The organism is Gallaecimonas kandeliae (genome assembly GCF_030450055.1).
Lineage (GTDB): Bacteria > Pseudomonadota > Gammaproteobacteria > Enterobacterales > Gallaecimonadaceae > Gallaecimonas > Gallaecimonas kandeliae.
The window spans coordinates 1,690,288-1,709,673 of the sequence record NZ_CP118480.1; the positions used below are offsets into that span (position 1 = coordinate 1,690,288).

The 19,386-nt window shown below is 58.9% G+C and carries 21 protein-coding genes; 4 read left to right on the top strand and 17 right to left on the bottom strand.

Features of this window, described 5'->3' with window-relative positions; all coding sequences use genetic code 11:
* Window positions 1-196 precede the first annotated feature (196 nt).
* Entirely contained in the window at window positions 197-1,519 is a 1,323-nt protein-coding gene (locus PVT67_RS08215) for an SLC13 family permease (RefSeq protein WP_301499418.1), read from the top strand.
* 6 nt (window positions 1,520-1,525) lie between these two features.
* On the opposite strand, the gene PVT67_RS08220 is transcribed toward PVT67_RS08215, so the two are convergent.
* Genes PVT67_RS08220 through PVT67_RS08230 form a run of 3 tightly spaced genes read right to left on the bottom strand, consistent with a single transcriptional unit; the run spans window position 1,526 to window position 4,126 of the window.
* Window positions 1,526-2,479 carry a DUF3187 family protein gene (locus PVT67_RS08220; RefSeq protein WP_301499419.1) on the bottom strand — a complete coding sequence of 318 codons (954 nt, stop codon included), beginning with the start codon at window positions 2,477-2,479 and terminating at the stop codon, window positions 1,526-1,528.
* A 36-nt stretch (window positions 2,480-2,515) separates the two neighbouring features.
* A complete protein-coding gene (locus tag PVT67_RS08225; RefSeq protein ID WP_301499420.1) occupies window positions 2,516-3,055 on the bottom strand; it encodes a hypothetical protein in 540 nt (179 codons plus the stop codon).
* 27 nt (window positions 3,056-3,082) lie between these two features.
* Complete coding sequence (locus tag PVT67_RS08230) at window positions 3,083-4,126, bottom strand: 3-deoxy-7-phosphoheptulonate synthase (RefSeq protein ID WP_301499421.1); 1,044 nt, start codon at window positions 4,124-4,126, stop codon at window positions 3,083-3,085.
* Between the two features lie 66 nt (window positions 4,127-4,192).
* On the opposite strand from PVT67_RS08230, the gene PVT67_RS08235 reads away from it, so the two are divergent.
* Window positions 4,193-5,164 (top strand): 2-dehydropantoate 2-reductase, encoded by a 972-nt coding sequence (locus tag PVT67_RS08235; protein WP_301499422.1) that lies wholly within the window; start codon window positions 4,193-4,195, stop codon window positions 5,162-5,164.
* A gap of 66 nt (window positions 5,165-5,230) precedes the next feature.
* Here PVT67_RS08235 and ppsR read toward each other — a convergent pair whose 3' ends face one another.
* Window positions 5,231-6,043, bottom strand: a complete 813-nt coding sequence (gene ppsR / locus PVT67_RS08240) for a posphoenolpyruvate synthetase regulatory kinase/phosphorylase PpsR (protein WP_301499423.1) — start codon at window positions 6,041-6,043, stop codon at window positions 5,231-5,233.
* 128 nt (window positions 6,044-6,171) lie between these two features.
* On the opposite strand from ppsR, the gene ppsA reads away from it, so the two are divergent.
* A complete protein-coding gene (ppsA, locus tag PVT67_RS08245; protein WP_301499424.1) occupies window positions 6,172-8,547 on the top strand; it encodes a phosphoenolpyruvate synthase in 2,376 nt (791 codons plus the stop codon).
* Window positions 8,548-8,635: 88 nt separating this feature from the next.
* Here ppsA and PVT67_RS08250 read toward each other — a convergent pair whose 3' ends face one another.
* The 10 genes from PVT67_RS08250 to PVT67_RS08300 all read right to left on the bottom strand — a co-directional run bounded on the left by PVT67_RS08250 (window position 8,636) and on the right by PVT67_RS08300 (window position 14,285).
* Window positions 8,636-8,833: a glycine zipper domain-containing protein gene (locus PVT67_RS08250; RefSeq protein WP_301499425.1), complete on the bottom strand. Its 198-nt coding sequence runs from the start codon at window positions 8,831-8,833 to the stop codon at window positions 8,636-8,638.
* 84 nt (window positions 8,834-8,917) lie between these two features.
* Window positions 8,918-9,433, bottom strand: coding sequence for a hypothetical protein (locus PVT67_RS08255; RefSeq protein ID WP_301499426.1), 516 nt, complete (start codon window positions 9,431-9,433; stop codon window positions 8,918-8,920).
* 27 nt (window positions 9,434-9,460) lie between these two features.
* A complete protein-coding gene (locus PVT67_RS08260) occupies window positions 9,461-10,030 on the bottom strand; it encodes a hypothetical protein (RefSeq protein WP_301499427.1) in 570 nt (189 codons plus the stop codon).
* Between the two features lie 173 nt (window positions 10,031-10,203).
* A complete protein-coding gene (locus tag PVT67_RS08270) occupies window positions 10,204-10,449 on the bottom strand; it encodes a hypothetical protein (RefSeq protein ID WP_301499428.1) in 246 nt (81 codons plus the stop codon).
* A gap of 91 nt (window positions 10,450-10,540) precedes the next feature.
* Entirely contained in the window at window positions 10,541-10,939 is a 399-nt protein-coding gene (locus PVT67_RS08275) for a DUF1801 domain-containing protein (protein ID WP_301499429.1), read from the bottom strand.
* A 52-nt stretch (window positions 10,940-10,991) separates the two neighbouring features.
* On the bottom strand, window positions 10,992-11,681 hold the full coding sequence (locus tag PVT67_RS08280; protein WP_301499430.1) for a phytanoyl-CoA dioxygenase family protein: 690 nt from the start codon (window positions 11,679-11,681) through the stop codon (window positions 10,992-10,994).
* Between the two features lie 190 nt (window positions 11,682-11,871).
* Window positions 11,872-12,090 (bottom strand): hypothetical protein, encoded by a 219-nt coding sequence (locus PVT67_RS08285; RefSeq protein WP_301499431.1) that lies wholly within the window; start codon window positions 12,088-12,090, stop codon window positions 11,872-11,874.
* A 100-nt stretch (window positions 12,091-12,190) separates the two neighbouring features.
* Window positions 12,191-12,703, bottom strand: coding sequence for an OsmC family protein (locus PVT67_RS08290; protein ID WP_301499432.1), 513 nt, complete (start codon window positions 12,701-12,703; stop codon window positions 12,191-12,193).
* 283 nt (window positions 12,704-12,986) lie between these two features.
* Window positions 12,987-13,808, bottom strand: a complete 822-nt coding sequence (locus PVT67_RS08295; RefSeq protein ID WP_301499433.1) for a hypothetical protein — start codon at window positions 13,806-13,808, stop codon at window positions 12,987-12,989.
* 126 nt (window positions 13,809-13,934) lie between these two features.
* Window positions 13,935-14,285, bottom strand: coding sequence for a hypothetical protein (locus PVT67_RS08300; protein WP_301499434.1), 351 nt, complete (start codon window positions 14,283-14,285; stop codon window positions 13,935-13,937).
* Between the two features lie 291 nt (window positions 14,286-14,576).
* On the opposite strand from PVT67_RS08300, the gene PVT67_RS08305 reads away from it, so the two are divergent.
* The gene (locus tag PVT67_RS08305) at window positions 14,577-15,056 is read left to right on the top strand and encodes a hypothetical protein (RefSeq protein ID WP_301499435.1); all 480 of its coding nucleotides are present in this window, start codon (window positions 14,577-14,579) and stop codon (window positions 15,054-15,056) included.
* Window positions 15,057-15,588: 532 nt separating this feature from the next.
* Here PVT67_RS08305 and PVT67_RS08310 read toward each other — a convergent pair.
* From PVT67_RS08310 to PVT67_RS08320, 3 genes are all read right to left on the bottom strand, one after another.
* On the bottom strand, window positions 15,589-16,011 hold the full coding sequence (locus tag PVT67_RS08310; RefSeq protein ID WP_301499436.1) for a hypothetical protein: 423 nt from the start codon (window positions 16,009-16,011) through the stop codon (window positions 15,589-15,591).
* A gap of 816 nt (window positions 16,012-16,827) precedes the next feature.
* Window positions 16,828-17,385, bottom strand: coding sequence for a DUF1579 family protein (locus PVT67_RS08315; RefSeq protein WP_301499437.1), 558 nt, complete (start codon window positions 17,383-17,385; stop codon window positions 16,828-16,830).
* Window positions 17,386-17,575: 190 nt separating this feature from the next.
* Window positions 17,576-19,330 (bottom strand): cation:proton antiporter domain-containing protein, encoded by a 1,755-nt coding sequence (locus tag PVT67_RS08320; protein ID WP_301499438.1) that lies wholly within the window; start codon window positions 19,328-19,330, stop codon window positions 17,576-17,578.
* Between the last annotated feature and the right edge of the window lie 56 nt (window positions 19,331-19,386).

Below are 19,386 nucleotides of genomic sequence, written 5' to 3' on the forward strand. Positions count from 1 at the left end.
GTGTTGCTGTGTTATTTAAGTAACACGGCTGGCGACAGGTTGGCATCCGCAACTTGTTACAAGGTGTGTCTGGTGAAGGACTGAACAACGGGGCTCCGCTTAGAGGACCAGCGGCGCCGCTGGCTTTGTTGCGGCTCGCGGAGCCCGGCAAAGTTTGCCAGTATCCAAGGCAACGCCTTGTCGAAGAGTCTCTCCCATGCAAAGGATCCTGGTGCTCATCGCCGTTGCCCTCGGCGCTTTCCTGTTGTCTGCCGGCCCCCTGGGAGGGCAGATAGATGCCGGGCTGGCCATCTTGGTCCTGGTCGGCGTGCTCTGGGTGACTGAGGCCCTGCCGGTGACCATAACGGCGTTGCTGGTGCCGGTGCTGGCCGCCTTGCTGCATGTCCTCGACGTCAAGTCGGCCATGGCCAACTTCGCCAACCCCATCATCTACCTCTTCCTGGGAGGCTTTGCCTTGGCTTCCGCCCTCAAGGAGCAGGGGCTGGACAGGGCCATGGCCTCGGCCGTGATGCGCCTGGCTGGCGGCCGATTTTGGCTGTCGGTGCTGCTGCTGTTCCTGGCCGCCGCTTTCCTGTCCATGTGGATCAGTAACACGGCCACCGCCGCCATGATGTTGCCCCTGGCCCTGGGGCTCTTTAAACGCCTGGACGAAGAGGCGACGGCCAGCACCCAGATCTTCGTGCTGCTGGGTATCGCCTATTCGGCGAGCCTCGGCGGCATGGGAACCCTGGTGGGCAGCCCGCCCAACGCCATAGCGGCGGGTTACCTGCACCAGGGCTTTGACGATTGGTTGAAGGTGGGGCTACCCATGGTGGCCATCTTGCTGCCCCTGGCCTGGCTGGTGCTCTACTGGCAGCTGCGGCCTGAACTGGGGCAAAGGGTGGCGGTGCGCCACGAGCCCTTCGAATGGAGCCGGCAGCGGCTGCTGACGCTGGCACTGTTCGGTGTCACTGTGTTGTGCTGGATCTTCTCCAAGCCCCTTGGCGCCTTGCTGGGGGGCGTCAAGGATCTGGACAGCCTGGTGGCGCTGACTGCCACAGTGCTGGTGGGGGCCCTGGGGCTGACCAGTTGGAAATCGCTGGAGCGGGATGTGGACTGGGGTGTATTGCTGCTTTTCGGTGGCGGCCTGACCCTGTCCGCCGTACTCAAGGCCACGGGTACCAGCGCCTGGCTGGCCCAGGGGCTCTCATCCCTGACCCAGGGGGCACCGGTTTGGCTGCTCTATGGTCTTATCGCCCTGTTCGTGGTCTTCCTCACCGAGCTGGCCTCTAACACCGCCAGCGCGGCGTTGCTGGTGCCGCTCTTCGGTGGCATAGCCCAGGCCCTTGGCCTGCCGGTGGCCAACATGGCGGTGCTGATCGCCATCGCCGCTTCCTGCGCCTTCATGTTGCCGGTGGCCACGCCCCCCAATGCCATTGTCTTCGGCACCGGCCTGGTGCCTCAAAAGACCATGATGCGCACCGGGCTCTGGTTGAACCTGGCCTGCGTACTGGTGCTGACGGTGGTGTTTGGCCACTAGGGCCGGCTAGAAACGCCAGCGGCCGTTGAGGGCAAAGGCGATATCGGCGCAGTTGTCGTAGGAGACGGCGTTTTCGATGACGGCAAACTCCAGGGCGGAGCTTTGCCATTGGTAGCGGTAGCCGAGGGCCAGCTCATGCAGCGGTTTCTTGAACTGGCCGAGATCCGGTGCCAGGCCCTGGTAGAGCCGGTATTCGGCCAGCAGGGCCTGGTGGGAGCTCAGCTGGTAGCGATAGCCGGTGGCGGCGTTCCAGCTGTAACGGCGCAGCCGGATGTCGGCAAAGCCTTCTTCCTGCCGGTGGCTGGCCGCCAGCAGCAGGTGCAGCTGGTGCCGGCTGGCGATGTTGAGGCTGTAATTCAACTGTAATGCCTGCTCGAACTGATGCTTGGCGAAACGGCCGCCGAGCTGGTTCCAAAAAAGGCTTGCCCCCAGGCTCATGGCCTGACGGGCGTCGGCGAAGAGGTTAAGCTCTCCGTAAAGGGTCAGGGTCCTGTCGAGGGTGGCGCCGTTGAAATCACGGTAGTCGGCCCCTTGGGAGGGGAGCCAGATCCGGCTGTCGTTCTTGGGAACCTTTTCCCGGCCGTTCTCGCTGATCCCGAAGGCCTTGTGGAAATGCTCTGTGAGGTTGTCGAGGTGGCTGTTGGCCACCCAATGGTATGAGAAAGCTCCTTCCAGGCGCCAGCCTGGTGCCACCTGGCCGGACAGCCGCGCCGTCAGATCGCTCTGGTAGTAGTCGAGGGAGTAGGGGACCTGGTCATCCTGATCCCAGATGGAGGCGGTGTTGGCGTCAAGGTCGGCTTCCACGGGGCCGCTGGCGGAGAGGGCGGCGTCCCTCAGGCCCGGCATCAGGCTGCTGGAAAAGAGTGGCGCCTGGGTCATCAGCTGTAGCGGGCCGAAATCCTCAGCCGCCCCCCTTGGCAGCACCGCCATCAAAGCCAGTAGCAACAGTGTCCTTGGCATTCCCTTCCCCACGGATGAGTTCATCTCCCTAGGCTGTCAGAAACGGCGGCGGTAGGAAAGGGTCAGGGCGATATCGCTGTTGTCTTGGGGAAGCTGTTGATCGGCAACCGAAAGGTCCAGGCTGGAGCGCTGCCAAAGGAAGCGGTACTGGAGTACGCTGCGGGGCAGCACAGGGTGGCTGACGTCCTTGGGAGAGAGGCTGAAGCGGGCCGACAGCCACTGCTGCTTGAAGGGGCTGACACTGTACTGGACGCCGCCGTAATTGGCCGTGGATGGGGGACCGCCCACAGCCTGGAAAAGGATCGGATCTGGGGCTCCCATGGGCAGTTGCTCGGCAAAGAGCGACAGGCGGCCGCTGAAGAGCGCCAGGGCTTGCCCTTTGCCGGGGGACTGGGATGGCGGCCCCTGGTAGACAAGGCCGCCTTCCTGGTACCAATCGCCGCCGCGGGCGCCCAGCAGCGAATAGCCGGGCCAACCGTCTTGGAACAGCGATGTGAAGGGATCAGTGCCGGGGTTTTGCGCGGCGACAGCCGGAAATCCCACCAGCAACAGCGACAGGCAGCAAGCAGCTTTCATCGACGGCCCTTATCTTAGGGTTCACGTCTATAAACCCTTAGCACAGCCGCGGCGATCACGGACGGCTTTTGCCAGCTTTTCCAACAAGGTCACGCTTTGTTCCCAGCTCAGGCAGGCGTCTGTGATGGACTTGCCGTAGGTGAGGCCCTCCCTCGGGCCCTCCGGCTGGCTGCCGGCCTCGATGAAGCTCTCGATCATCACGCCCTTGATGTGGCCATCGCCGCCGGCCAACTGTCGGCAGACATCGTCGGCCACCAGCAACTGGCGCTCGTGATCCTTGCGGGAATTGCCGTGGGAGAAGTCGATCATCAGGCCCTGGGGCAGGGCGGCATGGCGCAGCTGGCCACAGGCGGCCGCCACCGACTCGGCGTCATAGTTGGGCTGGTTGCCGCCACGCAAGATCAGGTGGCAATGGGGGTTGCCGTTGCTGGTGAGGCTCTGCAGCCGGCCCTGTTCGTCCGGTACGAACAGCAGGTGGTTGTCGGCCGCGGCGCGGATGGCGTCGATGGCGATGCGCACATTGCCGTCGGTGCCGTTCTTGAAGCCGATGGGGCAGGGTAGGGCCGAGGCCAGGGCCCTGTGCACCTGGGATTCGGTGGTACGGGCCCCTATGGCCCCCCAGCTGATGAGATCCGCCAGGTAGTGGCAGGTGGTCAGATCCAGGAATTCGGTAGCCAGGGCCAGGCCGAGTTCATGGAGGCCCAGCAGCAGGCCCCTGGCCTGGGCCAGGCCTTGGTTGACGTCGAACTGGCCATTGAGGCCAGGATCGTAAACCAGCCCCTTCCAGCCGTGGCGGGTACGGGGTTTCTCGAAATAGACCCGCATTACCAGCAGCAGATCGGCGCTCAGGGCCTTGGCCTGCTCGGCCAGGCGGCGGCCGTAGTCCAGGGCGGCCTTGGGATCGTGGACAGAGCAGGGGCCTATCACCACCATCAGCCTGTCGTCTTGGCCATCGAGGATCTGGTTGATGGCCTGGCGTTGCCCCTCTATTGGGCCTGGGTCTTGCAAAGGGTAGGCGGCCTTGAGGTCGCCGGGTGCCAGCAGGGGCTGGGAGGTTCCGCGGAACGTCATGAAAGTCCTGTTCTTTTCCCCGACTTGAATTTAGTCTGGGGCAAATCTGTGCTGGGCATTATATGCGTGTTAATCGATAAGACGAATGTTCTGGTGGCAGGAGCCGGCGCCATCGGCTCCTGGCTGGGGGCCAAGCTCCAGGCCAAGGGGGTGGATGTCACCTATTTTGGCCGCGAGGGCACGGCGGCCCGCCTGGCCGACGGCCTGACCATCGACGGCCTGGGCGAACCCCTGGCGTTGTCGCAGCTCAAGGTGGTGACCAGCCTGGAAGGGGAAGGCCCCTTCGATTGGGTGATCCTGGCCTGCAAGCGCTATGACACCGAGGCGGTACTGCAAAGCCTGGCGCCGGTGCTGGAGGCCAAGCCCAGCTTTATCGTCGCCCAGAACGGTTTGGGCGCCGCCGAGGAAGTCATGGCCCTGAGCGACTGCCCAGCCCTGGCGATCATGGTGCCCTTCAACCTGGCCTGGCAGGGCCCTGGCCTGCTGCACCAGGGCACCGGCGGCCAGGTCATAGTGCCAAAATCCCTCGGCGCCTTTGCCAGCGCCTGGGACGCCGACAGTGTCGACGACATGGATGCTGTCCTTGCCGGCAAGCTGCTGCTCAACCTCAACAACGCCGTCAACGGCCTCTGCGGCCTGCCCCTGGTGGAAGAGCTGTCCCAACAGGGCTACCGCCAGGTGCTGGCGGCGGCCCAGCGCGAGGCCCTCAAGCTGTTCAAGGCCATCGGCGTCAAGCCGGCCAAGCTGGCGGGGGCTCCACCGGCCCTGCTGCCCTATATCCTCGGCCTGCCGGACGGGGCCTTCAGGCGCCTGGCCAAGGGCCTGCTGGCCATGGACGAGCAGGCCCGCTCTTCGCTGCAGGATGACCTGGAAGCCGGGCGGCCTACCGAAGTGGCCTTCCTCAACGGTTGGGTGGTGAGCCAGGGAGAAAAGCTCGGCATCGAAACCCCGGTCAACCGTCACCTCCAGGCCCTGATCCTCGACGCTGAAGAACAAGGGGCCTGCCCCCACTTGCCCGCCGAGGCTTTGCTGCCCTGAAAAAGAAAAGGCCCAACAGGGCCTTTTCTTTTGGCTGGCGGCGCTCTGGCCGCAGCGCCCCTGTGCTCAGTACTTGTGCCTTTCCAGCCCGGTGTCCTGGAGGATATGGGCCGAGATCTCTTCCACCGAGTGGCGGGTGGTGTTGAGGTAGGGGATGCGCTCGCGCTGGAACAGCAACTCCACTTCCTTGGTCTCCAGCCGGCACTGGCGCAGGGAGGCATAACGGGTGCCCGGTGCCCTTTCGTTGCGGATCTCGGCCAGGCGCTCGGCGTCTATGACCAGGCCGTAGATCTTGTGTTTGTTCTCCTTGAGCACGGCCGGCAGCGTCAGGTGGTCCATGTCTTCTTCGGTGAAGGGGTAATTGGCGGCCTTGATGCCGTATTGCAACGCCAGGTAGAGGCTGGTGGGGGTCTTGCCGCAGCGGGAGACGCCGGTGAGGATGATGTCCGCCTCATGGTAGTGCTTGGTGACGGCGCCGTCGTCGTTGTCCAGGGCGTAGTTTACGGCCTCGATACGGTAGTGGTAGGCGTTGTCCAACATGCCGTGGGAGCGGCCTATCTTGGGCTCGGCCTTGACTCCCAGCTGCGCCTCAAGGGGGGTGACGAAGGTGGAAAGGATGTCGTAGTTGATGCCGTCCCCCTCGTCGATGAAGGATCTGAGCTTCGCATCCACTATGGTGTGGAACACCAGGGGGCGCTGCCCTGTGGTAATAAAACTACGGTTTATCTTGTCGAGAACCCGCCCGGCCTGGCGTTCATTGTCGACGAAAGGTTCGGTAAATTGCTTAAATTTTACAGGGAATTGCGAAAGCAACGCATGGCCGAACACCTCAGTGGTGATGGCTGTCCCGTCGGAAACGAAATACACGTGTCTTTCCATCAAATTGCCCTTTTGTTGACGGTTAACTACGGCCAGACAAACGTTTTACCGGCCGCCGGCCGGCAGTGTAGAATAGCGGCGCGCTTACGCACAAACCCTTCTGCTGGAAATACTTAGGGAGTCCCACAGTGCAAGATTACGTTCTCTGGTACCAAAACCTCGGCATGCACGACGTCAACCGCGTCGGTGGCAAGAACGCCTCGCTGGGCGAGATGATCAGCCACCTCTCCGGCCTGGGTGTACAAGTACCGGGAGGCTTTGCCACTACTGCCCACGCCTTCAACGAGTTCCTGGAGCAAAGCGGTGTCAACGCCAAGATTTATGACCTCCTCGACAAGCTGGACGTCGACGATGTCAACGCCCTGGCCAAGGCCGGTGCCCAGATCCGCCAGTGGGTTATCGACACTCCCTTCCAGCCGGAGTTGGATAAAACCATCCGCGAGGCCTACGCCGCCCTGACCGGCGAGTTTGGCGACGCCGTCTCCTTCGCGGTGCGCTCCTCCGCCACCGCCGAGGACATGCCCGACGCCTCCTTTGCCGGCCAGCAGGAGACCTTCCTCAACGTGCGCGGCATCGACGCTGTGATGGAAGCCATCAAGCACGTCTTCGCCTCTCTGTTCAACGACCGCGCCATCTCTTACCGGGTGCACCAGGGTTATGACCACAAGGGTGTGGCCCTGTCCGCCGGCATCCAGCGCATGGTGCGCTCCGACATCGCCTCCAGCGGCGTCATGTTCACCATCGACACCGAGTCCGGTTTCGACAAGGTGGTCTTCATCACTTCTTCCTACGGTCTCGGCGAAATGGTGGTGCAGGGCGCCGTCAACCCCGACGAGTTCTACGTCCACAAGCCGACCCTGGCCGCCGGCCGCCCGGCCATACTGCGCCGCACCCTGGGCTCCAAGATGGAGCGCATGATCTACTCCGGTGACGAGAGCCACGGCAAGCAGGTCAAAGTGGAGAAGGTCGAGGAAGAAAACCGCCTGCGCTTCTCCCTGAGCGACGCCGAAGTCGAAGCCCTGGCCAAGCAGGCCGTGACCATAGAGCAGCACTACGGCCGCCCCATGGACATCGAATGGGCCAAAGACGGCCTGGACGGCAACCTCTACATAGTGCAGGCCCGTCCCGAGACGGTCCGCTCCAACGAATCCAGCCAGGTGCTGGAGCGCTTCAGCCTCAAGGGCAAGTCCAAGGTCGTTGCCGAGGGCCGCGCCATAGGCCACAAGATCGGCGCCGGCGCCGCCCGCGTCCTGGCCTCCATCAAGGACATGGACCTGGTCAAGCCCGGCGACGTGCTGGTCACCGACATGACGGACCCGGATTGGGAGCCCATCATGAAGCGCGCCAGCGCCATCGTCACCAACCGCGGCGGCCGTACCTGCCACGCGGCCATCATCGCCCGTGAGCTGGGTATCCCCGCCGTTGTGGGCTGTGGCGACGCCACCGACCTCATCAAGGACGGCCAGGAAGTGACCGTCTCCTGCGCCGAAGGCGACACCGGCTTCATCTACGACGGCAAGCTGGAATTCAGCGTCGAGACCTCCGAAGTGGGCAAGATGCCGCCCCTGCCGATCAAGGTGATGATGAACGTCGGTAACCCCGACCGCGCCTTCGACTTCTGCCGCCTGCCCCATGCCGGCATCGGTCTCGCCCGCGTCGAATTCATCATCAACCGCATGATCGGTGTCCACCCCAAGGCGCTCTTGAACCTTGAGCAGCAGAGCCCGGCCCTGCAGGCCGAGATCCGCCAGATGATGGCCGGCTACGAGAGCCCCCGCGAGTTCTACATCAGCAAGCTGGTGGAAGGCATCGCCACCCTGGGCGCCGCCTTCAGCCCCGAGCGGGTCATAGTGCGGATGTCGGACTTCAAGTCCAACGAATACGCCAACCTGCTGGGCGGTGAGGCCTTTGAACCCCACGAAGAGAACCCCATGATCGGTTTCCGTGGTGCCAGCCGCTACATCAGCCCCGAGTTCCGCGATTGCTTCGCCATGGAGTGCGAGGCCATCAAGCGGGTCCGCAACGACATGGGCCTGACCAACGTGGAAGTGATGATCCCCTTCGTGCGCACCGTCGCCGAGGGTGCCAAGGTGGTCGAACTGCTGGCCGAACAGGGCCTCAAGCGCGGTGAGAACGATCTCAAGGTGATCATGATGTGCGAACTGCCCTCCAACGCCCTGCTGGCGGACCAGTTCCTGGATCACTTCGACGGCTTCTCCATCGGCTCCAACGACCTGACCCAGCTGACCCTGGGCCTGGACCGCGACTCCGGCATCATCGCCCATCTCTTCGACGAGCGTAACGACGCCGTCAAGGCGCTGCTGTCCATGGCCATCAAGACCGCCAAGGCCCGTGGCAAGTACGTGGGGATCTGCGGCCAGGGCCCCAGCGACCACGAAGACTTCGCCGCCTGGCTGGTGGACCAGGGCATCGATTCCGTGTCTCTGAACCCCGACACCGTCGTCGACACCTGGCTCTACCTGGCCGAGCAACACAAGGCCTGATAGAGTCACCCAATAAAAAACCCCGGCTTGCCGGGGTTTTTTATTGCCGTTGGCCAAGGGGGTTGTCTCTGCCCCCGAAGGCCAGGCGTTAATCCGTTTTGTCTCGGCCCTGGATGCTGCCGCTCTTGCGGGCCAGCGCCAGCCCCAGGGCTACCCCTATGGCGATGCCAGGCCCCATGCCCAGGGCCAGGTTGCCAAAGGCAATGCCCATCCCCGCCCCTATGGCCACCCCAAGGACGAGACCTAAGCCGATATAGTGCTGCCTGCCGTGTTTTGACGTTGTCATTGGAACCTCCTGTCAACTGCGTAGCCGCAGTTGTGAATGCCGCCTGGCCCTCAGTCGCTCGCAACTAGATGAAGAAGACTTAGGTCATTCGGCGTCTGGCCCTTCGGATGTGATTTCCAGATAGGGTGTTGTGCCCCTGTTGCCATCGGAGAATTCAACAACCAAGGCGATATCCGGTTTCACGCCCACAGCACCGTAGGAACTGTATCTGGCTTCCAGGTAGTCCACACTGACGCCGGCAGGTGGCGCATAGGCCTTTGCACCCAGGCAAGCCGCCACACGGCTGAAATTGCGTTCAGCAAACTCTGTGGAGCTGTGCGTTATCAGGTACTGGCAAAGCGCTATGCCGGGCCCATACCCATGGTGCTCGCATTGTTTGGAAGCCAAGACATCTGCTTTACCTGCCCAATCAGTCATCAGCTTGACCGAGTGGACCTCTCCACCTGCGGTGGCATTGGCAAACTGGGCTATCGCTTGGCAGAGCGGATCCTGCTCCTGTTGATGGAAAGTACATGAAGCTAAGAGGATGGATAACGCCGGAATAGAGGCGTGGATGCAGTTCCGATACTGCCGGACTAGGTCTGTCTTCCAATTAACCAAGTGGTGCTCCTGTGAAGGACAATCGTCTTACTGGCAATGGGCAATAGTGGCCAAAGTTTCCTGCCATGCCTTTTTGCCGTCGAAATTTTCGACCAGATCATTCTTGGCCACTTGGCCGGAGAAGGCTCCCATTCCATGCTGGATCATGTAGCTGGGGTAATAGGTTGGTGCGCCCAGCTTCGTTAAACTTCCGCATAGTGAGGTGTTGTCCGAGGACAGGCTTTTCAGTTTGCTTTGCAACTTATTCAAGGCGTCTTGTGGCTGGGAACCCAACACATTCATGCGAAGGACGCTGATGGCTTGGTGTGCCGTTTGGTCAGAGACGCGCTTTGTGTCAAAGGATCCGTAGCTGATGGCTGCAAAATACAGCTTGGCAGCCTTGTCATATTTCCCCTCGGCGAGGCATTTTTTTACCCCGGAAAATATGTCAGCCGGATTTTGCTGACTGGACAGTCCGCTGATGTTGGTGCAGGCGGCTGGTTTGGTGGACTCAAGGTCATGCTCAGCAGTGTAATTGGTGACATTAGCGCCACTGATGCTCTTGCATGCAGATAGCGTTGCCAATGCCAGTATGCCCAATACAGTAATTCGGCTCATTTTTTCAAATCCTTTTTATGTTGAATTGCCAGGCTGATTTTAAACCCTCTGACGTTGCTACCACTCACACAGCACGGCCTCTCCTGTTCTTGGGTTGGTGAGGGTGACATTCTCCAATGCCTTGATGCGCCATTCCTCTTGCTGTCGCGTCAGCACGGCGAGGATCACCCTCCTTACTTGACGGTATCCTTATTACTCCCTGCCTCTGCTGGCTTGAAAGCCCTGTAGGCGAGGGCGCACATGAGTGCTGCTCCGCATGAATAGGGCAGGATCCAACCCTTCTTGGCCCAAGTCTCGGCAACCATCAACATCACCCCTGAGGGCTCTTCACCCGCCACAAAGGTGGCAACGAGCCCGACCATGCCTACCAGAAGCGACATGATGCCCAACCAGATCGCGGCGTTACGTAAAATCTTCATTTTGCTTTCCAATAGAAGCGTTTCAATAAAAAGCCCTGCCAGGGGTCCCAGTCTGGCTAGCGTCAGCAGGCGAGACCGTCGGCCTTGCATATCACTCGGCAGCAAGGCGTTCTTTGACGTCCTGATAGGCGGCATGGATAAGGGCTGAGAGGGCCGCTGCGTTAGGCGCCTTGCCAGGCCTTAGCTTAACGTGCCGCATGTGCTTGCCTGAACCCTCAAGCAATCCTTGTGGGTCCGGCAAGGCCGCGCCCTGGAAGAAGCCGAGGTTAACGTGGGCGCTGAAGGCGTCGACATAGGCAAAGGCGCCGCCGCCGACGCAGGCCGTGGGCTGGCCGTCATGCAAGACTTCCTCGACGTCACCGCCGCAGCCGCGAAGGGCGTCGAACCAATGCCGTGCCAGCTCTCCAAGGGGGCCCTGATGGTCGTCGAACCATTGCCTTACCCGGGGATGCTGCGCCAAGGCGCCGTCAAATTTAAACAAGGCTCTCATTGCCAATCCCACTCCTTCCACAACGCCGTAAAGTAAACAGCACTGCGTGCTTTTAGCTGCCGCCACTCTTCAGGGGAGACCCCGTCGGCTCGAACCTGTCTGTGGTGTCCATCCGTACACCACGAAGCCCCGCGGTTTTAAGGTGAGTGTCGTAAAGCGATTCCGCGAAATAGCCGATCAGGATGGCGCGGCGGCGGGCGCCGCTCTGGTTGAGGCTGCCTGCATGAACGAGGTCTGCATCGAACACCAAGATGTCGCCGGCCGAGCCTGACAGCTGCACCGAGCGGGACTCGTCGTTGAAATCGAAGGGCGGCTCGTTTGGCCTGGTGCGATGGCTGCCGGGCACCAGGCGGGTTGCCCCGTTCAGGTGACCGTAGTCGTCGAAGAAGGCGAGGGCGTTGACCGTATCGCCGGGCCTTTGGGCCGACAGATCCCGGTGCAGCTGCTGATGGCCACCCCCGGCCAGAGGTTCGCGGCCCTCCACCTGCGACAGAAAGAAGCGCTCGCCTATAAGGGCCCCCACGGCGGCCAGTACGGCAGGAAGACGGCACAGCGCCTGCACCCCGGGGTCGAGATCCAGCAAGGCATGGCGCCAATCCCGGCCACGCGGTACAGGCCATTGCTCAGACGGCTTCACCCCCGCATCGAAGGCACTCCTAAGCTCCCCCAGCCAGTCTGCCGGTATCGCCTGCCTGAGCAGGACATAGCCGTCCCGCTGGAGTTGCTCGTGATCAATCGTCATAGGTCCAATCCATCGGTTGTAAGCTGGGCCTGCCGCCAACATCCCTGGTTACTCAGGCAACGGCTCAGCGCGTCACTTGACGGGCTCCGGGGTTTCACCAGAAAGGACTTGAATGGCCGCCGCTTCGGCCCACGACAGGCAAGTGCATGATGACCAACAAGACTGAAAAGAGGGTGTCCCATTGAGCGACTTATTTTATCAGCAGGGTCTTGGCGTACATAAAGATCCGCTGTTTGACCTGAGACCTCAAGCCCATACTGAAGAGGGCTGCGGACATGGCGACGATAAAGAGAATGCTTTTGACAATTTTCACGCCAGTGAAGGCAACCAGGATAATCAGCAAGGCCGCATAGGCCATGCCTATCAGGCCCAGGAAAAGACAGACTCCCTTAATATCGTTACTCAGCATAAATGGTTCCTTGTTTTAAAAAATACCCTTGTGAGTTCCTACTGCTTGACGAAACTTTTGATGCCCAACTCTCCGTCAGGCGTCATTTCTCGGTAAACCCCTAAGGGCTGATGTGCTCGACAGGCACTCCCGCTTGCAGGGTCTGCCCCACGACACAGCAGGCCTCGGCGGTGCGCATCAGTCGCGCCACTTCGGACGGGCCGCCATTGCGCAGGCTGACCTTCGTTTGCACGCGCATTGCCTGAAAGCCGACCGGGGCCGTACCCATGCCGAGGGAGCCGCGCAGGTCCACGTCACCCTCTACCCGCACTTCCAGGGTGTCTATCTCAAGGCCCATGAGGTTCGCCACCATGCGCAGGGTCAGCTCATGGCAAGCGCAGAGCGCGGCGCACAAGAGGTCGCCAGGGGTGGCAGCGTCGTGTGGGCCGCCATGCCCCCTATGCGTCGCCACCAGCATGGTATTCGCCGCGCCCTGGGCGGAGACGGACGCGTGAAAGGGGTCGGTCACATCATGGTCGGCCGTCGCCGCGCGATCGACCACAAGGGCAGCGGACGGGTCGCCCTTGTAGCGGTCTCGCAGCGGTGCTTGCAGCTCTCTAACGCTCGTCATCATGCCCCCTCCCAGTCGAAATGGGTGACGCCTAAGATCTGATTAAAGCAGAGCCGCAAAGCGGTATTGGCTTTAAAGAGGGGTCAGACCGCCACTAGCGGTGCTTCCCGGTTCCCTGCGTGGGAGTAATGCTGGTCCTGCCGCCGGCGATCCTGGGTCGAGCTCCAGCAATACATGGCGTCAGTCCCGTCCCGCACCAGCTCAGGCTCTCGGCGGTGAAGGGATACATAGCTTCACCAACAAAGCCAAAAGTCGATGTCCTGACGGCGGTGAAATACCAATTTTTTCAATCCCCCGAATTGATTGCTGTAATACCGTTAATCAAGGTGACTAAATCCTTGGTCACTTTGGCTTTTTCTATGAGTTCATGTAGATACTCTTTGTCAGACTTCCCGAAGTGAACGGCTATCAATTCTTTTTGATCGTCGTTGTAGTAATTGTCTAAAGCGTATTGCATCAACGCCGGATTTACATCTCGAATGCCGGCTGAAAATAGCCCCATGAAGCTGGCAGCCCATTTAGAGGTTGAGGAATTTTCTAATGTCTTTATATCGGTCAAAATGTCACCCTTCTTGAACCTGAAAAATTCATCATTAAGATTGACATCGATCTTGCTTGGAACGAAGAAACTGGTAGCTGTGCCCCCATGGCCCCAGTTTTGCTCGTAGTACCACAGAGAAAATCCATTTTTTAGTGGCTTGATTAACGGTATTTCCTTGGAAATGAAGTTTTTTGAATGGTAAGAGGACTCATCCCCTTCATCAGGAATTATCAGTTCTACGTTATAAGAGAACGTGTTTCCACAAACTCCACCACCAGTTAACATCCAACCAGCTTGTTTTTCAACGGTATTTAAAGGGACAATATTGAGCTTTTCGTATTTGCAGCTGAAGAATCGCCCGTCATCTATTTTTTCGGAGTGAATAAACTTTCCATTTTTATAAACACTGAATAAAACTAGATCTTCGGGACCACGAATAGTAGTCACATCTTTGGTCTTATATTTCAACTCGAAGGAGTTATTTCCTAATTTGAATGAGTGTGATCCCTCTCCTGAGAAGCAGAATGCAGGAAATAGTAAAAGAAAAGGAAGTATTTTTATTTTCATAATTTCAGTCTTTTAATTATAAATTTTTAGTGTCTGCGCTTACTTCAGACGTACTGAATGGTCGATCATCAAGATGGCCGTCCCATTACTCTTAGAGATCCGTCGTTGCGCAGAATGGTTTTTACTTTAGAATATCGCCACATGATCAACAAGGTAACTGCCACCTTCCTTCACCAGCACCATTTCCGCCACGAACTCACCGGGCGCCTTTGAGAAATACTGCTTCCAGATGACTGCCACTGAATCTGGCCGCTTGAAGACAGCCACCGGCAGGCGCTGAGTAAAAAAGCCCTTCTCCGCCTGGTACTGCCGGCAGACCCGCTCAAGGTACTCCGGCGTCACGATATTGCGCATCCGCTCGGTGAAATCCCGAACATGGCTGCCATGATCGATGCAGGTAGAAGCTTCCATAAGGTTGTCCATGATGGGGTTGGCAATGTCCCAGACTTCCTGGTCCGTCATTGTGTCAAAACCCATTGTTGCTCCCTTTAAACAGTGGGCCCTGACCGTGGTCATATGTGGAGAAACTGCCTAGTCGATTGACGAGATATCATGGTCACTTGTATGAACATACATAGAGAAAGTCTCAGAACAAATCCAAGACACATTTTTATAAAATGTATGTATAAGAGTGTCTAATGGGGAGTATAAAAGTTCATGAGTCTTTTTATCATTTGGGAAAATGATTTGTATAAAATTCATGGTAACACTCCTTGTTGGTTATCTACGTTTAAATATTTTCTTTAAATCTAGGAGGATTTGTAAAACATGAGGAATATTTTGTGTTATTTCAGCTTCGCCATCAGAATTATAGTAGCTATAACTGCTGTATGCTTCTTTGTATTTTGTCTTACAGCTTTCATAGCTTCCTTGGTGGCGCAATGGAATATAATCACAGACAGCCTCCAATTCTGGGATAAGCCTGTCACTAATACTGTTTTTGTTGTCAGAGAGGTGGCGTATTTCGGTATTGAGCAACTGTCGTATTTGTTCAGTCGCATCGTTGAACTCTTTCCGTTTATCTCTGAAAAGATGGAAGTAGTTGCCGACAATGCAACCAATTATGAAAATAACCACTTTTTGTACGAATGGATCGTGGAAAATGGCTGGGATCAATTTACTACCTCCTTATTATTTGGCATGGGAGTCGCTGCTACATATAGGTGGGATGGTGATGATGAACATAACGCCGCCAGCAGCGGCAAAAAATTGATGGCACTTTTATTGCGCCGTTTGCAAGAAAAGTAACAGCAAGTTTTTGTCCGATTTGACTGGCCTTGTTAGAGGCCACCCAAGACTTGCTTGTCACGCATACCTGCTGATTTAAACCAGCGCTTACCATCTGATAGCTGAAGGGTATTGCTATTTAGGCTAATGACTGTCCAACTGTCTTTTGCATGAGGACACCATTGTTCATTGCAATCGCGTGTCAAGGTAGTTCCATCAAAATACCAAGTTCCTGCAAATGAATACGACTGCGCCTCGCAAAAATTGCCACTGCATCCTCTGTCAATGACCGTACATTTAAATATGCCATCAGATTTATATAGACAATCACTTAGCTGATAATCAGTTCCATTTAAGGACTGCCCAGAGTGCCAATACCCATAGATATCAGTGGTAGTTGGGCTAACCACTTTGTTGGCACATGAAACTAGTGGGATGATCAATAAAGGAATAATGGTTAGTCTCATACGCCCTCTAACGCCAACAGCAGCGGCCGACTGAAAGGAGGTCCAGTGCCCGCAGGGCACGATGCTGCCTGTTTTTGTTATGCATTTTATTTGCCCCATGGCAAGAACACGCCAACGAGTGCCAAACCATAAAATATTGGTATTAAAATCATTGTCAATTTTAACAACCCTTTTTGAGCCTCTAGAAAAGTAGTACCTCGCACCCCTTTAGCTTCAGTGTCCAAAGCCTTTCTTGCTGGATGCACCAAAAAAACAATATAGTTACCAATTAACATTGATAGCGGTATAAGCCCTAAAAATGGGGCTATAGCAGAAAGAATTACACCTATTCCATTGGGAGTGTCTTGAAAGTTTTGCATAGAATAGATTTTTGAATGAATACTTTCTAGTGCAATAAACGTTACCCACCACAATAATAATAAAGTTGTCGAAATACTAGGAATAAGCAAAAGATTCCATTTGCTTTTTCTTCGTGTCGCTCTTCTTCTTGCTTCTTCTATGTAGTTCATACTTGATTATGCATAACAGCGTAATAGTGCGCATGCGCGCTTTGTCTCATTAGACCAGTGCCTATAAGGTTGTACAAGGTGCTGATCCCCCTATGCATTTCACCAGTGTCATAATATGTCCAAGGATGAAAACGAGCATGCGCGTTATCATTCCAGCCTTGGCTCGACTATCTACTCATCGGATCACGATAAAACCCACCCCATCAACCACTTACTACTGGTTGGAGGTGTGAAAACGCGCATTAGCCGTGGGGATAGTGCGCATTTGTCAGCGTCCAATACCGTTCATACTGTATGTCCATCCAAAACACTGAACAGCGTCACCAACCCTTTCACAACCAGCCGAACCTGTGGATAAGGCCCCGGAGCCCCTTTTAAGTGGAGCGCCTTACCGCCGGGAGTGAAAGGCCAGCCGAGACAGGACGTCAAGGCAGGCGAATACGTGCCGGGAGCGCGTATGAGCCGGTGGCCTCCGAGCGACCAGAGGTAAGGACATCGCGTAACGTCAGGGGCGGTGCTTTTGGATACTTTGTGCGAAAACAAAGTATCCCGCCCGCCGGTGCGGGAACCGGCATATAAAAGCCCGTGCCCGCAGGTTCCTTCAAGACACGCTACCGCCCTTGAGTCACAGCTCCCAATTGCTGATCGCTTCCCTATCATCAGTCTTGCTTTTGAGACGCCATCATATGGTCCCCCTTGGGAAACCATCATCCTCAAGCTCCAACATAACCCCCTAATCCAAAAGGGTAAACCCGAAAAGAGTAGGGGGCCCAGCCGCCCCCAGGCCTTACAACCATAGGGTGCGGCGCTACGCCGCTAAAGCTCCGCCCTGCTGTACTCGAGTCGGACTGTGAGCATCTCGGGGCCGCCGTGCTGTTCGTAGTACTCGTAGACGAAGTGGTTGGCGTCGCTGACGCGCAGCACTTCACGCAGCGGCGCGGCGTGGCCGTCAAGGGGTATGGAGCCGGTGAAGGTGTAGGTCTGCTTGGCTTCATCATAGCTGCCGTGGGCCAGGATCACCCCCGAGAAGTTGACGTCCATCCAGAGGCTGTCGTAGCGGCCGCTGGCGTCGTCGTAGCCGAGGAAGCCCAGCCCCTGGAAGGGCTTGGCCGCGGAGTCGATATGCAGATCCTGGCGCAGGTGGTGGCCATCGAGGATCTCGCTGAAGGTGGCGAAGCCCTTGTCGACCTGCGGCGCTTTGCCTGGGGCCGTCCACAGGGACTGGCGCACCTGCCAGTGCCCGGCGAAGGCGGCCAGGCGGGCCTGCGGCGTTGTTGCGGGAGAGATAGAGGACCCGCTTTGAGGGGGATTGCCGCTGGCTGAAACGGCGGAGAGGGCGGCGGCGACAGACAGCGCCAGTACTTTGGAATGCATGTCACTTGCTCCTTGTGAATGGACGCTTGGGGCCAAGCCGGTTTGGCTGGCCCCGTTGCAAGGGAAGTGAAGCCCAACAAAGGCCGCCATGCCACTTTCCCTTGGCTAAAAGGTAGCGCTGGCCCCATGGCGCTCCGGCATCAGCGCCTTGGCACCTTATGCTGTCGATGCCGGCCCGGCCTTGGCTCCCTCAGAGCTCCGCATCCTCCCGCAGCAGCTTCGCCAGCTGGGCCCGGCTGGCCCGCACCAGCTTGATCCTTTCCTTCTCGTCCTCCACTTGCTCCACGGCCGATTCCAGCAGGGCCTCGTCGTGTTCGCGGAACTTGCCGACGATATCCCGCACCTCGGGCTCGGGAATGCCCAGCTCCATCAGGGTGGCGTGGGTGGCTTCCAGGCCCGAGGTGAAGGTCTCCCGAAATACCTGCCTGACGCCGCTGATGCGCTTGAGCTCGATGGCGTGCTGGCGATCCACGGCCCGCACCAGCAGCTTGAGGTGGGGGAAGCGGGCCTGGCTGAGGGCCACTATGGCCATGGCGTCGCGTTTGTCGTCCACCGCCACCACCAGGATCTCGGCGTCACCGGCCCTGGCCTTGTCCAGCAGTTCGAATTCGGTGGCGTTGCCGAGGAACACCTCGGCGCCGAAACGGCGCACCAGGGAGACGTGCTGGGCGTCCTTGTCCAGGGCGATGAAGGGGATGCGGTAGGCGGCCAGCACCCGGCCCACTATCTGGCCGAAGCGGCCGAAGCCCGCCACTATCACCCTCGGCTTGCCGCTGGGGGCAGGGCCTGGCACGTCCGGGCCCTGTTCGGCCAGGGTGCAGAGCCTTTTCACGGCGGCGAACAGCCAGGGGGTCAGCACCATGGACAAGCCCACCACCAGCACCAACAGCTGTTGCTGGAAAGGGCTGAAGAGGCCGCGGCTACCTGCCTGGCTGGCCAGCACGAAGGCGAACTCGCCCCCTTCGCTGAGGATCACGGCCAGTTGCAGGGCCTTGACGCCGTTGTGGCCCCAGAGCCGGGCCAGGGGCCAGAGCACGCCAACTTTAACCAGCAGGAAGAGGGCGAGGGCGCCCAGTACCGTCAGCGGCGCCGTCCACAGCAGCTCCAGCTTGAGCACCATGCCGATGGCCATGAAGAAGAGCCCCAGCAGCAGGCCCTTGAAGGGCTCGATGTCGGCGTGCAGCTGGTGGCGATAGGAGGAGTTGGCCAGCAAGGTGCCGGCCAGGAAGGCGCCCATGCCGGCGGAAAGGCCGAGGGTTTCCATCAGCCAGGCGCTGCCCAGCACCAGCAGCAGGGCCAGGGCGGTGAGCACCTCCCGCACCTTGGCGCCCACCACCGCTTCCATCAGCGGCGCCAGGCCGAAGCGGGCGAAGAGGCCGACGGCGGCGAAGGCCGCCACTATCGCGTACCAGGGGGCCAGCTGGCTGGCGCTGCCGTCCGGGGCCAGGGCGGCCAAGAGCAGCAGCAAAGGCACCACTGCCATGTCCTGGAAGAGCAGTATGGCGAAGCTGTCCTGGCCGCGCTGGGACGCCAGCAGGCCGTGTTCCTTCAATAGCTGCACCGCGAAGGCGGTGGAGGAGAGGGACAGGGCGGCGCCGGCGATGAGCGCCGCCTGCCAGCCGAGCCCCAGGGCCAGGCCGGCGCCGGTGAAGGCGGTCGTGGTCAGCAGCAGTTGGCCGCCTCCCAGCAGGAAGATGGCGCTCTTGAGCGCCACCACCCGGGCCGGGGACAGCTCCAGCCCCAGCACGAACAGCATCAGGATGATGCCCAGTTCGGAAAAGTGCAGCAGGGTCTCGGCGTCGCTGACCAGGTTGAAAACAGAGGGGCCCAGCACCAGGCCGGCGGCCAGGTAGGCCAGTACCGGGCTCAGGCCCAGGCGGCGAAAGAGGGGCACGCCGACGACGGCGGCCAGGAGGAAGAGCAGTACCAGCTCGGTGTTGGACATCGAGGTCGTCCCCTGAGGGCAAAGGCCCAGTGTGGCAAATGCCGCCATTCTCGCCA

Excerpts from the sequence above, each read along its gene's own strand:
- PVT67_RS08215 (WP_301499418.1), top strand. The coding sequence starts at position 197 with ATGCAAAGGATCCTGGTGCTCATCGCCGTTGCCCTCGGCGCTTTCCTG.
- PVT67_RS08220 (WP_301499419.1), bottom strand. The coding sequence starts at position 2,479 with ATGCCAAGGACACTGTTGCTACTGGCTTTGATGGCGGTGCTGCCAAGG.
- PVT67_RS08225 (WP_301499420.1), bottom strand. The coding sequence starts at position 3,055 with ATGAAAGCTGCTTGCTGCCTGTCGCTGTTGCTGGTGGGATTTCCGGCT.
- PVT67_RS08230 (WP_301499421.1), bottom strand. The coding sequence starts at position 4,126 with ATGACGTTCCGCGGAACCTCCCAGCCCCTGCTGGCACCCGGCGACCTC.
- ppsR (WP_301499423.1), bottom strand. The coding sequence starts at position 6,043 with ATGGAAAGACACGTGTATTTCGTTTCCGACGGGACAGCCATCACCACT.
- PVT67_RS08250 (WP_301499425.1), bottom strand. The coding sequence starts at position 8,833 with ATGACAACGTCAAAACACGGCAGGCAGCACTATATCGGCTTAGGTCTC.
- PVT67_RS08260 (WP_301499427.1), bottom strand. The coding sequence starts at position 10,030 with ATGAGCCGAATTACTGTATTGGGCATACTGGCATTGGCAACGCTATCT.
- PVT67_RS08270 (WP_301499428.1), bottom strand. The coding sequence starts at position 10,449 with ATGAAGATTTTACGTAACGCCGCGATCTGGTTGGGCATCATGTCGCTT.
- PVT67_RS08275 (WP_301499429.1), bottom strand. The coding sequence starts at position 10,939 with ATGAGAGCCTTGTTTAAATTTGACGGCGCCTTGGCGCAGCATCCCCGG.
- PVT67_RS08280 (WP_301499430.1), bottom strand. The coding sequence starts at position 11,681 with ATGACGATTGATCACGAGCAACTCCAGCGGGACGGCTATGTCCTGCTC.
- PVT67_RS08285 (WP_301499431.1), bottom strand. The coding sequence starts at position 12,090 with ATGCTGAGTAACGATATTAAGGGAGTCTGTCTTTTCCTGGGCCTGATA.
- PVT67_RS08290 (WP_301499432.1), bottom strand. The coding sequence starts at position 12,703 with ATGATGACGAGCGTTAGAGAGCTGCAAGCACCGCTGCGAGACCGCTAC.
- PVT67_RS08295 (WP_301499433.1), bottom strand. The coding sequence starts at position 13,808 with ATGAAAATAAAAATACTTCCTTTTCTTTTACTATTTCCTGCATTCTGC.
- PVT67_RS08300 (WP_301499434.1), bottom strand. The coding sequence starts at position 14,285 with ATGGGTTTTGACACAATGACGGACCAGGAAGTCTGGGACATTGCCAAC.
- PVT67_RS08305 (WP_301499435.1), top strand. The coding sequence starts at position 14,577 with ATGAGGAATATTTTGTGTTATTTCAGCTTCGCCATCAGAATTATAGTA.
- PVT67_RS08310 (WP_301499436.1), bottom strand. The coding sequence starts at position 16,011 with ATGAACTACATAGAAGAAGCAAGAAGAAGAGCGACACGAAGAAAAAGC.
- PVT67_RS08315 (WP_301499437.1), bottom strand. The coding sequence starts at position 17,385 with ATGCATTCCAAAGTACTGGCGCTGTCTGTCGCCGCCGCCCTCTCCGCC.
- PVT67_RS08320 (WP_301499438.1), bottom strand. The coding sequence starts at position 19,330 with ATGTCCAACACCGAGCTGGTACTGCTCTTCCTCCTGGCCGCCGTCGTC.